17 protein-coding genes and 1 riboswitch are annotated in these 12,665 nt (G+C 35.5%); all 17 genes read left to right on the plus strand.

The features are described 5' to 3' along the window. The first annotated feature begins 1 nt into the window (after position 1). The 17 genes from ACFQ13_RS09610 (at position 2) to ACFQ13_RS09690 (ending at position 12,207) form a co-directional block, all read left to right on the plus strand. Positions 2–1,375 (plus strand): MBL fold metallo-hydrolase RNA specificity domain-containing protein, encoded by a 1,374-nt coding sequence (locus ACFQ13_RS09610; RefSeq protein ID WP_386116690.1) that lies wholly within the window; start codon positions 2–4, stop codon positions 1,373–1,375. A 333-nt stretch (positions 1,376–1,708) separates the two neighbouring features. Beyond that, a complete protein-coding gene (locus ACFQ13_RS09615; protein ID WP_386116692.1) occupies positions 1,709–2,161 on the plus strand; it encodes a hypothetical protein in 453 nt (150 codons plus the stop codon). Between the two features lie 500 nt (positions 2,162–2,661). Beyond that, the gene (locus ACFQ13_RS09620) at positions 2,662–3,087 is read left to right on the plus strand and encodes a hypothetical protein (protein WP_386116695.1); all 426 of its coding nucleotides are present in this window, start codon (positions 2,662–2,664) and stop codon (positions 3,085–3,087) included. A 68-nt stretch (positions 3,088–3,155) separates the two neighbouring features. After that, positions 3,156–3,563, plus strand: coding sequence for a hypothetical protein (locus tag ACFQ13_RS09625; protein WP_386116697.1), 408 nt, complete (start codon positions 3,156–3,158; stop codon positions 3,561–3,563). A 196-nt stretch (positions 3,564–3,759) separates the two neighbouring features. Further along, positions 3,760–4,191, plus strand: a complete 432-nt coding sequence (locus tag ACFQ13_RS09630) for a hypothetical protein (RefSeq protein ID WP_386116700.1) — start codon at positions 3,760–3,762, stop codon at positions 4,189–4,191. Positions 4,192–4,521: 330 nt separating this feature from the next. Continuing rightward, positions 4,522–4,845, plus strand: a complete 324-nt coding sequence (locus ACFQ13_RS09635) for a hypothetical protein (RefSeq protein WP_386116703.1) — start codon at positions 4,522–4,524, stop codon at positions 4,843–4,845. Between the two features lie 36 nt (positions 4,846–4,881). After that, positions 4,882–5,502, plus strand: a complete 621-nt coding sequence (locus tag ACFQ13_RS09640; protein WP_386116705.1) for a hypothetical protein — start codon at positions 4,882–4,884, stop codon at positions 5,500–5,502. 227 nt (positions 5,503–5,729) lie between these two features. After that, positions 5,730–6,260 carry a hypothetical protein gene (locus tag ACFQ13_RS09645; RefSeq protein WP_386116707.1) on the plus strand — a complete coding sequence of 177 codons (531 nt, stop codon included), beginning with the start codon at positions 5,730–5,732 and terminating at the stop codon, positions 6,258–6,260. A gap of 255 nt (positions 6,261–6,515) precedes the next feature. Beyond that, a complete protein-coding gene (locus ACFQ13_RS09650; protein ID WP_386116709.1) occupies positions 6,516–6,650 on the plus strand; it encodes a hypothetical protein in 135 nt (44 codons plus the stop codon). Between the two features lie 158 nt (positions 6,651–6,808). After that, positions 6,809–7,462, plus strand: a complete 654-nt coding sequence (locus ACFQ13_RS09655) for a peroxiredoxin-like family protein (protein WP_386116710.1) — start codon at positions 6,809–6,811, stop codon at positions 7,460–7,462. A gap of 276 nt (positions 7,463–7,738) precedes the next feature. Continuing rightward, complete coding sequence (locus ACFQ13_RS09660) at positions 7,739–8,230, plus strand: DUF1648 domain-containing protein (RefSeq protein ID WP_386116713.1); 492 nt, start codon at positions 7,739–7,741, stop codon at positions 8,228–8,230. 313 nt (positions 8,231–8,543) lie between these two features. Continuing rightward, on the plus strand, positions 8,544–8,831 hold the full coding sequence (locus tag ACFQ13_RS09665) for a hypothetical protein (protein WP_386116715.1): 288 nt from the start codon (positions 8,544–8,546) through the stop codon (positions 8,829–8,831). Positions 8,832–8,978: 147 nt separating this feature from the next. Then, positions 8,979–9,938, plus strand: a complete 960-nt coding sequence (locus tag ACFQ13_RS09670) for a hypothetical protein (protein ID WP_386116717.1) — start codon at positions 8,979–8,981, stop codon at positions 9,936–9,938. Next, positions 9,935–10,306: a hypothetical protein gene (locus ACFQ13_RS09675; protein ID WP_386116720.1), complete on the plus strand. Its 372-nt coding sequence runs from the start codon at positions 9,935–9,937 to the stop codon at positions 10,304–10,306. The genes ACFQ13_RS09670 and ACFQ13_RS09675 overlap by 4 nt, the downstream gene beginning before the upstream one ends. 18 nt (positions 10,307–10,324) lie before the next feature. Beyond that, positions 10,325–10,993, plus strand: a complete 669-nt coding sequence (locus ACFQ13_RS09680) for a hypothetical protein (protein ID WP_386116722.1) — start codon at positions 10,325–10,327, stop codon at positions 10,991–10,993. A gap of 214 nt (positions 10,994–11,207) precedes the next feature. Beyond that, a riboswitch (SAM-I-IV-variant riboswitch) is annotated at positions 11,208–11,303 on the plus strand. Positions 11,304–11,337: 34 nt separating this feature from the next. After that, entirely contained in the window at positions 11,338–11,736 is a 399-nt protein-coding gene (locus ACFQ13_RS09685; protein WP_386116725.1) for a hypothetical protein, read from the plus strand. Between the two features lie 69 nt (positions 11,737–11,805). Beyond that, positions 11,806–12,207: a hypothetical protein gene (locus ACFQ13_RS09690; RefSeq protein WP_386116728.1), complete on the plus strand. Its 402-nt coding sequence runs from the start codon at positions 11,806–11,808 to the stop codon at positions 12,205–12,207. The last annotated feature ends 458 nt before the right edge of the window (positions 12,208–12,665 follow it).

A 12,665-nucleotide genomic window follows, 5' to 3' on the forward strand; every position in this document is an offset into this window, starting at 1 on the left:
CATGGAGAATTATGTAGACATCCATTTTTTAGGCGCAGCCAGAGTTGTAACAGGCTCTAAATTCCTCATTGAAACCTCCGAGCAGAATATCCTGATTGATTGCGGGATGTTTCAAGGCTTAAAAGCCCTCCGCGAACGCAATTGGAAACCCCTTCCTATTGATGTGGCTGCCATTGATGTGGTGATTTTAACCCACGGGCATTTAGACCACGTTGGGTATTTACCGCGATTGGTGCAACAAGGATTTAAAGGAAAGATTAAAGGGACGGCGCCTACCTTAGCCATTGCAGAAATCATTTTAAAAGACAGTGCTAAAATCCATGAAGAAGAGGCTAAAAAAGCGAATAAAGAGCAGTACAGCAAGCATCAGCCGGCCATTCCGTTTTATACGGTAAAACAAGCCGAGCAAACCATTAGGCAATTTGAGGTTGAAATTGAAGCCACCTGGCTTCGGCTTACCGATCTTATTTCATACCGGTTTCAGTACAACGGTCATATTATTGGGTCTACATTTGTGGAAATAGACATCAATGCTAAACGCTTTGTTTTTTCTGGTGATGTTGGAAGAAGAGACGATTATTTACTCAACGATCCTAAACATCCTGAATGGGCCGATTTCCTCTTTATGGAAAGCACTTACGGCAACAAACTACACCCTAAAGATAATGTCGAAGCACTGTTAACAGAAATTATTTCAGAAACCTTAGAAAAGAAGGGCAACCTCATCATTCCCAGTTTTGCCGTAGAACGTTTACAAACGCTGATGTATATTCTATGGAAACTCTATAAAGCGCGTAAAATTACTAACATTCCTATTTTTATAGATAGCCCAATGGGGAATAATGTATTAGACGTTTTTAAACGCTTTCCGAAATGGCATAAACTCGCCATGACGGACTATGAAGCTATGTGCAACCATATGCACATTATTCAATCGTATAAGGAAACTTGGGAAACCATTGACAACCCACGCTCTAAAATTATCATTGCCGGTAGCGGGATGGTTACCGGTGGTAGAGTGCTTACCTATTTACAGCAACTTATAGACCAAGAGCGCACCACGGTGTTGTTAGTGGGCTACCAAGCTGAAGGCACCAGAGGACGACAACTTTTAGAAGGCGCGCATGAAATTCGTTTTTTTGGGAAGTATTACCCCGTAAAAGCGACTATAAAATCTATCGATAGCCTTTCGGCCCATGCAGACCAAGACGATTTACTACAATGGGTTAAAGGGATTAAAAATATTCCTGAAGAGGTGTTTCTAATTCATGGTGAACCCACAGCATTAGATGCGCTTAGGGTAAAACTTAAGGCCGAATATAACTGGAAGGTTAGCATCCCAAAACTTGAAGAAAGCCTCCGTATAAGAATTTAAAAAAGCCTTTAAAACTGATAATTATCATTCTATTTCAAGGGGTTAAAGACTATCTTAGAAGTGTTAGATAAGGACCTTTAATAAAAAAAGGACAGTGTTATTCTATTTCAGCAAAGCGCTTGCTACTATGACTTTGGGCTATAGAAACAGATTAAGAATACAACCTGACTAAGGAATTATAATGGAAACATCTTAATCGGATTTAAACCGCTTTCCGCATAGACCTAACACCACCTTAGATAACCTATTTATATTGAGTTGGTTTTATACAAACCTGGATAACAGGATGTTTTTTGAGGGGATTACATCCTGTATATCCAATTAAAACACAAGATGATGAAAGAGACAGCAAAAGACTTACAGTATGTAAAATGGCTCAGTGCAGAAGATATGCATTTGGCCTCAAAAGGATGGTTATCCGAATTAAATTTTATAAAAGACGAACATCGTTTTTTTGAAGATGTGATTACCACATTTACTTCGGAATTAGTGGCTTATGGCGATTTTTCAGATAGTTTAGAAATTATTGACGCTATTAATCAATCTGAAAAGCAAAGTCAGACTTTATTACACGCCATTAAAACCCACGAAAGTAAACTCAGCATTATGGTTGATGGAATTGACCAAATTGAAGAAGAAAAGGCTTATGCCCAAGAGCATCGTAACCTTATTGTGGCCATGACAGCTTATTTAAGCGACTATAAATCCCTGAAGTTGCAATTATTTGAAATTATAAAATGTATAAAAAAAGACAACAAAAACGAGCATTTGTTAGATAGACCTTAAGAGGAATTCCTATAGAGTTAGCCTTCAGGTTTCTTTTAGTCCGTTACAGAAATTGCGCACTAACAAGTGCTCTTTTAGGGCCGCGTTTTAATTCTAGGGATTACGCTCAGCCTTATTGCCTTTTTCATTATAAAACCGTGTATAACCACTTATACACGGTTTTTGTAGTTGTTATTTGGAGGTTAATTTTTATTCAAACTTCAATCTTAGAATACCTGAATCTTGCCTTGTAATTATAGCCTTAGGCGTTCAGGTAGATTTCGGAAGTCTAAAATCCCGAAGTGTATTCAAATTATTCTATTATCTTTATTTTCTATGCTGAAAAAGATTTGGCTGAATTGCTATCGCTAGGCTTAAATAGGTTTGTCGTTCATTCGCATTTAAGGAAAGTTAGGCAGGCCTAATGTTAGCGTAAAGAATAGGCTTAGATAACTTAAAATGCAAGTTAAATTTTCATCTTTAGGCTTTTAAAACGCATGGTAGTAAGACTATAAAATAGTATGACAATAAAACCTACAACCCCTTACTATTATGCCAGTATCATACTCTATGGCATGGCCTTAACCCAAAATGCCTTCCTATTAAATAACGAAGACGGACAATACGGCTATTTAACCTTAATCTTTGGCTTTTATGCGGTTTTTGATACCGGTATCTCTTGGTTAGCCAACCTATTCATCTTACTGTCATGGGCTTATAGCGATAGAAAAGCCGCTTTATATTTTAGTGTAATCGCTTTAGGTTTAGGGATTTCATTTTTAGCTGTGGATAACATAGTGATGGGCACGCATAACCAGTACGGAAAAATAACAGGCTATGATACGGGGTATTACCTTTGGGTTTTGAGCTTCTTGGTGATGACTATCGGACAGATTATAAATTATAAAAAACAATTGACCAACACTGTTAATCCTAAACCGTCTTAGGCCTTGCTACATCTCAAGAAATTAACCCATCAAATCCATACCTACAATCCATTATAACCATTGAAACTATGAAATATACAGCCCTCTTAACGCTACTCATTTTAGTCTTGTCTTGTAAAACAGAAAAGGATCAGGATTTTTTCGAAATAACCCTTAGTGATAATGCGGTTGTGGGCATTGCACCCGATTCTATTCAAATTGAAGAACTTAAACAAGCCTATGGAGAAGATGATTTTTATACTGTTATGGACGACATCTTGTGGTATAATGGACAATCGCTTGAAGTGATTGACCGTTTAAACATCAATTATATTCACACGAACAAAAGGCGGGTTAAGATTATAACTCCTATTGCCAGCATTAAAATTGATAACGACACCTCTCAAGTAAAATGGCGCTATATCTATTTTAACGGAAAAGAAATTCTTGAAAAGGATGTCTTTGAAATAATCGACCTTCAAAAATTTTATGACTAATACTCAAGGTAAGATCTCCTAGGGTTGAATTTGACAATTTAGATCTTGTCTACTTGGCAATTCCTCTTAAATCGGCCATTTATTATTTATTCTATAAATTCAGCATTATACCCCTCCACAACCTGTAACCAAAAAGTTAATTCTCTTTTTAACGCAACCAAAATCAAATTTCGACATCTAAGTAATAAATGAAACGATGAAAAACCTTATTTGTATCTTGGTATTAACTTTTGCGCTGAGTTCTTGTAGTACTACTGATGATGAAACCGCTATTAACAATTCAGATTTGGTAGGATCATGGCAATGGACACAAACTGCTGGAGGCCTCTTTTACTTTGAAGCAACTCCTGAAACCACCGGAAAAGCATTAGAGCTCACCTTAACCGATACTTATAATTTTTCAATCGCTGAAAATGGAACTGAAATCGCTAATGGCAGCTACGCCTTAAGCCTTGAAACCTCTATTTATAGTGGAGAGACTGCACGTTTTATAACTTTGGAAACCATAGAACAACAAGATGTAGGATTTGTAAAAAACGGAATTATAAAAATAAGCAATAGTAATCAACTTAAAATAGCTGACAATAACCATGATGGCATTTCAAGTTCATTTATAAAAATAGAGTAGAAAAAGCCCACGCTCCTCTTTAAAATCATCTTCGTTTTAGTTCAAAGCAATACGAAAGTCTGAGGCTAATACCTAAAGTCAAGCTTTATCCTATCTTATCACGCCATAAGACCAAACCCTGTAAAACTAGGTCGTAACACAGCGCAACCAATTGTTTTAACTAAAAACGAGGTTCTAGGGCCATCACAAATAAAGGCCTGCACAAAAAATTCTTCAGAATTTTCTATTTGTATTATAATCGCTAAATTACCTGCTGAATTAAAATTATAACGCATAGGCCCTGCTTGTCATTTACGAAATACAAGTGCCAAAGCGCGAAAACTATAGAGGATGGAAAACCAATATGACGGCGTCATTGCTTTTGCTATTGTGGTCTTAGTACTAATCATCTTATGGGTTATTCCCATTTGGTTTGGTTTAAAATGGGCAAAAATTAAAGGTGTTTCTAAACTCTGGATGCTTTTTGGCATTCACCCTATGACCGGATGGATTGCTTATTTAGTGTTGAGGTTTGGTATAGACCCTAAAAAACAATGCGAAAAGTGCAAAGAATCTATTAAACTGCAAGCCCAAATTTGTCGTTATTGTGGTAACCAAATGAGCCAAGAAGCCATTAATCGCGCTATAGAACATTACAATACCCGTAAAAAATAACACACTTTGTTTTCTCCTTTTAAGCCTACCTCTACTATGAAGTCTTTAACTTTTGTATTCCGTATCGTATTAGTGCTTTTCTTGGCCCAATCTTGCAAGTCTAGCGCCCTTAAAACCAAAAATCTAAGACCTCGTGAAACGGACATTATGGTTTATCAAAACGGAGTTGAAACGGTGGTACGGGAGGTTTCAGAAACTGTAAAAATTGATCGTAAACCCTTTTCTATACGCTTCTTTAATAAGCTTTCCGATTCACCCAACGGCATATTCCATGCTGCACGAATTGCAGCCTTTTCTCATGATTCTTTGGTAACTACCGTAACATTTGGAATGTCTGAACAAGACTTTTCATTTTTAACTCCAGGTTCTGGAATTGCCTCTAGTAGAAGTGGACGCTATGATTACCTATTTTTGGACCTAAAAGGGCATCACTATTTGTTTAAAGATGCCACAAGCCAAAGATTAAATCGTATTGCAGATTCTAGCCGTACCCCAAAACTAGAATTTGAAATAAGTGGCTTACACTACAAAGACCAGAAAATAAATATAGAAGCGACCCAATTAGACCAACTGTACTTGGTTTGCTTTATAGACCGCAACCTCAACGGCATCATTGAAGAAAGCGAATTGCACAAACTCACCCTTGATCTAAGATAAAGTTAGGCTCTTGCCGTAAATTTTCAAAACATCTTAGTTTGGCACTCTAAATAAGCCGTTAACTTGTTATTTTTAAAAGGAATCCTTGATTTTTTTCTCTAAAATAAAAATCCTAGAGATTTTTTAAATTAAAAGTCTATTTTTATGGAAAATATGGGATAGGATATAGCCTGTTGTTGGCAAACATTAAAGAGAAACTACATGTACTAATTATAAATTTAATTAAAATGAAAAAAACGATTTACATTCTATTCTTAATTATCATTACGTTATATAGTTGTTCTAGTGACGACAGCGGGAACAATAAATTTGATGGAAGAGGCGGAGTAAGATGCCAAGTTAATGGAATAATACTCAGATCTACAGTAACTTATGGTGGAATTATAACTTTAGCAGATGTTAAATTTACGTCTGAGAACAACGAAGAATATTTAACTGTGGAACTTACCGATAGTGGCCCTGATTTTATTCGTCATTCAGTTAGTATGACAATTATTGATGTGGTTCCTGAATCTGTGCAAGAGGGAGACATTTATATTCTTGATAATGAACAAAATTCAAATTACGGAAAATACGTAAAATTATCAGGAGGAATATTCTATAACTACTCTACAAATCATGAAAAAGTTGGAAGGTTAGAAATTCTTTTTCACGATTTAGAAAACAGAATACTAGCAGGAACTTTTGAATATGACGTAGTTGATGAAAACGGTGAAGTTGTAGAAATAAGAAATGGAGAATTTGATATGGAATATTGAAAAACGATTTGCCAACACCGTATATAATCTATTGCTGGCTTCTCGCCTACTTACAAAAATCCTCGCGGATTTTCTATTCGGTTTTTATTTATTAACTTAGTTGCTTAACCACGCAACAAACCATATACAAACACGTTATCAAATTTAAAATCAACGAAAACTGATAGAAAAATATAATGAGTAATGGTTAATTTATCCTTACTCATTTTCTTCAATTTTACCAGAAATAGCATTTACAATTTTGTAATCAATGTAATGAAAAACCAAATATTAATTGATGCTATTACCTCTAAATTTCCATTGAGTAACACAAGGGAGCAATTGTTAATAGAAGATGAAATTGGGTTTAATGCAGATGGCTTGCGATTAATTTTTAATAAAATTGAATAAAAAACTAATGCCAACGCCATATCCTATTTACTACTCGTCCTAGCCTTCCCACAAAAAATGAGATCAGATTTTCTCATCGGTTTTTATTCGCTAACTTTAGTGCTTAAATCAAACAACCCAACCCAGAAATACCCTAACCCTCTATACCCTTAAAAAAAATGCAAAAATTAAAAGACCAGACCGATGCTAAAATAGCCTTAGGCCAAAAAAACAATCCTGAATTTATGAAAGGTGTTGATGCCCTTATCCAAGAGGCAAAGACCTTTCAATTAGGAAAACACGCTCTTAAAATCGGTGAAAAAGCAGCTAATTTTGAACTTCCTAATCCTTTAGGAGCTGCTATAAAACTCACAGATTTATTAAGTCAAGGACCTGTTGTGCTTACCTTTTATCGAGGCAGTTGGTGTCCGTATTGCAATCTGCAATTGCGTGCCTTACAAGCCAAATTAGATGAGATTCACGAACTTGGTGCCACTTTAGTGGCCATAAGTCCTGAAGTTCCAGATGACTCCATGACCCCAAATGACATCAGCGCTATGGACTTTACTGTATTATCAGACCAAGATGCTAAAGTCGCGTCTCAATATGGCGTAGCTTGGGAGGTTCCTGAATTTTTATTGAAGCATATGGAAGTGGACCGTAATCTCGATTTAAAACAAATTAATAACGGTAATAACAAGGTCCTTCCTATTCCGGCCACTTTTATATTAGACCGTGACGGTAGCGTTACGTGGCGTTATGTGAATGTAGATTATAGAACCCGTTCAGAACCTGAAGAGATCATCGCAGCCTTAAAAACCATGTCTAAATAAACAGGGCGCGCTTTGTAAATCATTCTAATCTTATGAAATGCTTTATTGGGTTTGTATTTTTAAATGCAATCTATAAAGCATTTTTTATTGACTTTTATAGTGACTACTTTTAAGACTAACATTTTTATATTTACATCGCTATACCACCTATGGGCAGTATTCTTAATGAAATCTGCAATTCATAGAAGTTTGAAATCACACCAAAGAATTTAAAAAAAACCATACACTAAATAGCTTTCACCTCTAAAAAATCGATAGTCTCAAAAAGAACAAGCTTTGAATAAAAAACCTAAAATAAAATTACAATTAAGTACCACCGATAAAATACTAGAATTAATCAGTTGGGTTTTACTTTTTGGTTTGTGGGTGTTGGCCCTCACCCAGTATTCAGAACTACCTGAAACCATCGTAACGCATTATAACCTCAAAGGAGAAGCAGATGCTTATGGTAGCAAAAAGACCCTATTTTTCCTTCCCGTTTTAGCCACGTTAATAGGTGTTGGTTTAACGCTTTTAACAAAATATCCGCACACTTATAATAATTATCCGGTAGACATAACACCAAGTAATGCTGAGTTTCAATATAAAAATGCAACTCGGATGCTGCGCTATTTAAAACTATCCGTGCTCCTTATTTTTGGCGCATTAACCTACCAAACCCTAAAAAATGACCCTATAGACGATCTGGGTCTTTGGTTTATACCCTTTACTTTAATTCTAATTTTTATACCGATTATCAATTTTATCGTAAAGGCAAAGAAGCCATAAATCGCGGGCTATATCCCAGGGTTTTGATTTGTCATAGTTTGCCCTTCCTTGTATGGACATGATAAAGGAAACAAATGCAAAACAGAATACGCCAGGAGCCAAATTTTAAAAAGTAATTAATGGATGAGAAGCCAGTGCAGAACATCATGCATTGATAGGTTCCATCTTAGCGACTTAACGAGAAAGTCTTAAAGGATTTTCATAACAAGTCATTATTCACTAAATTAGTTGTTTACCACGTATTTCCCCTTCACCAAACGTTGTAAACGATAAGCGATTAGCCCCTAAAAAACCTTTAAAACATAAAACAAGGATGAGTGAAGCTGAAATAAAAAAAGCATTAAAAAAATTAGATGAAGAGTTTCCGATCAACCCGAATGGTGTTGGTGCGTTAGTGACAACAATTAGAAGAATGAAGGCGGAAAAAGAAGTGGGTTTACCTTTAATATGGCGAAAAGGCTCTGCCATATCCGTAAAAACAGGAAAACGGGCTAATAGAATGACTGAACCTGAATGGAACAAGTTTTATTCCGATTTATGTGAAAATCTAAAACGAGATTATCCCTCATTACACGATAGCCTCTTTCCTTCAAATCAATAACAGTTGTAACAGTCTAGCTATGGCATTGCTTAAATATTGCCTCCAATAAAATTCTAGCGGCATTCCCACTCCAAAGGTCCTTTTTTCGCTACCTTGGCTTTCTAATCGTGCAACATACCTTTTACCAAACACGGCAATAATTACGCAATGAAGCACCCCCTAAGACTCCTCGCTCTACTCTTTATTTTTTTGTTTAATTCTTGTGGATACCAACAAACAGAGGAGGATAAATACCCTGAAATTCCAGTTTTTCCTGAGCATACCAATAGCAAAATCTCCATAACGGAATTTCCGTATACCTTAACCAATATTAAATACAACCAAAACCATGTTTTTGCAAATGATGAAAATGGGAATTGGATCATTTTAGATCGAAAATTCAATGTCATAAAACAACTCCATAAACCTTCAGGCTATACGCCTAGTTATATGAGTAACGACGGAACGCTTTACACCATAAAGCCTCACGACCAACCCGAATTAAATGAAGTCTACCAGAGGTCTATGCAAAACGATTTCAAAAAAGAACTTGTAAAACCCTTAATCCTAAAAATTAGAGGACGGGCTAACATAAAAGACTCATTACAATCCGTTTATACACATAAAACGAAAGCACATATAGATAGTTTAACGGCTGTTATTTATAAAAAAGAAGAAAAAAACCTAACCGAAAGCCTTAAAGCATTACACACAAATTTGGTTTCAATTTTTCCATTAACCCCTGAAGTCAGTGTTTTAAAATACAAAAACAAAACAGTGGCGCTCTGCACGTCATACGATCACAGTGATGCATTTAAAGCATTTTTAGAACAAACACAGCTTAAGGCACTAAAACCGATATGGCATTTAGAGAAAAGTCCAAAATCCTTTGGTAAGGTTGTTTTAGGGAATTCATTTTCTGGTAATCACTACGTAGGCGGTTATACACCTTATGGCTATAATTACGTTGAACTTTCATTACATGATAAGACCACAAGGTTTAAAGCAAAAAATGCAAACAACGGTAATGGCGTTCATATTTTGTATGAAAGTAAAGACACGATTATTGTAAAAGAGGTTCAAAAATTATATCACATCACCTTAAATCCTAACTCTAAATCGTTATGACTGATAGCCTCCTAAGTCTCCTGTTGATTATCGTTTTATGTGGCCATTTCGTAGGCCTTATCCTAGGGTACAAAAGGCGAAAAACAACTCTGACACTAGCCTATGTAAATGCTATTTTTGTAGTCCTTAGCTTTGTTTTTTGGGCCATTACGAGTTGGAATAACAACCTTTATAATATTGCCATTTACGAAGGATTGTTAATCTGTTTTGAAGCTTGTATTTTAAGCTTTGCGCTGTACTCCATTAAAGGTTTTGAGGATAAAACCTATGTAAAAATCATAAATAGCATAGGCTTTGGAATTCATGTATTGGCCATCATGGCTATGCTGTATTATATAAGGCTATTTAAATTTGATCAACTTTTTTAACACGAAAACAAATTTCTCATGATGCTTTTTAATAGGAATTTATGGATTGTCTTATGCTTATGCCTTCAAATTAATAGCTATGCACAATCTGAAAAAGACATGAGAATTATCCCCTTAAAAACCGGAAAGAATCCTAGGACATCATTTAAAGATTTAACTCTAGACCCCGCCCATCTCTTTATACAATCCGAACCCATAGATCAGAATTCGCCACAGATCCAACTTCAATTAAATATTGTAAAAAACGACAACACGTACACGACGTTTCTATGGTATTATGAGACGTCTGCAGATGCTATAAAAACGAACTACCCAAAAGCCTATCTCAACTATTCGTTTTCTTTGAAAGTGGACAAGCAGGACGTGCAGTTGGTTGTTGAAACATTAGACTTTGAAAACAGCATGTTTATAGATTTAGGGCAAACCGCAGTTATAGAAAACCTTAAAATGACCTACGAGACCTGTGTGGGTGAAAGCTCAATTGCTATTAATGGTCAAGAGGAAGGGTCGTTTAACACCTATACGCTGTCACTCGCTGACAAGGATTCCCAGAAAACCTTTTCTTTTACCTCCATACCCATACAGAACGGAAAGACAACATGTATGACATGGAAGACTTACAAGATCTTTATTTTGGCGGCTTCTGAAGACGCCTTAAAGTTAAAAGTCTCTAAAACCTATTTGTAAACCCTACGGACAAGTAAGCTTGTTTAAGATAAATAGCAGCTTAATAGACTTGTAAAATGCTATTTGTTGAATGAACCCGCTATGGTCTACTATAGATCAGCTCATTTTAGAACGCCGGAAAATGAAAGACAGCTCACAAGGATTTCATTTTTTTTTCAAAAACCCAAGACTAATTCATTAAAAATTAAAGATTTTACTACCTTTACATAAATAATTCAAACATCAAGAATCTTATTTATAAGATACCAACCGAGACGAGAGTCCACGGTGGTCAAAAGATGAGGACACAGCGTCAAACTAAAGTGCAACTTCCATTTTTTACTTGATGTCATTAAAATACAACTATGATGTTAAAAAAATTATGTCAATTTCTAAAATTGAGACAGGGTAAAAAAGCGAAAAGATTAGAAGCATTAAAATCCCAAAAACTGATTATCACCAAAACGGTTGTTCTAACAAAAGAATCGGACTTTAAAACGGTAGTATCTTATTTAAATAATCTAGGCATTCAAACCACCAATAAATCTATTCCAGAGATTGAAAGGGAAATAGATAAAAAAATAACGGAGAGTATCACTATAGAACTCGCAAAGCATAGCGATAGTACTAAAGTGAAACATATAGGCGAGCGCTATGCTGCAGTGACCGAAAATCGTAATTTAATGATGCTTAAATTTCATATTAGTGCCTTAAAAAGTTGGACCAAAGACCAATCTACGGAACAACCAGTAGTTAAATTTTAATTACATCAACACCTTTTGTCTTTAAGGCTTTGAGAGCCTTAGAGACACACAACCTAAAAACCCCATAACATGGAAATAAATCAAGTTACTGTTCCCAGTTTTACTGCAGAAATTACAATTGGTCTAAATAAAGGCTATTCTAATGATGCTTGGACATTAAATGACCTTAAGCATAAATTGGTACGCGCTCAGCAAAAGTTAAGAGATACAGAGCGAATTTTATTAAGTGTTAAGCTCACTTTATGTGATATCGTCTTTCTAGGGCAAGACGAACCGTCGGTAACGTTGAGCTTTATTAATTACCCTAAATTCCAAATAGAACATCAACTATTAAAAAAAGGGGTTCTTTTTATTGCTGAACAACTGATGAAGGAACTCAATCAAAATAGAATTGTAATTGTATTTAAAGATCAAACGGTTATGTTAGAGGCTAGCCATGACATCGATAATAACATCCAATTAGGACTATAAGACCCATTGTAAAGCTTCATTTTCTAGACTATTTTATCACCATCAATTAGAGATGCTTTGATTCATTATACGGACGCTTTTCATCCTTGAAAAATCTATAAATTACAGCCCTAACGATACGTCCTAAAGCAACGTTTTGTACTGAGGAAATTCCTCCAATACCACTACGGTTCCGGGGGTACTCCATGATGTCTACAAAGTAAATAGTGTTTTTTTATCCCATAGCATCTCATGTATTTCGTTAGAACAACAAAGGTGAGTCATTGGTTAAGTCTTTAAATAGAATGAACCAACATTTGGAAGCAGCTCGTTATTTCACTAACAAATTAAGGTGTAGAACCGTCCAAAAATGACACGACTTCTTTTACGCATTTTGTAAAACAAAAATCCAGAGGATTATTCAACTAAAAGCATTACATTTAAAAATAAATTAGAAGCAATAGGTTATGTGTTATTGT

This window comes from Winogradskyella rapida (genome assembly GCF_042675845.1).
Taxonomy (GTDB): domain Bacteria; phylum Bacteroidota; class Bacteroidia; order Flavobacteriales; family Flavobacteriaceae; genus Winogradskyella; species Winogradskyella rapida.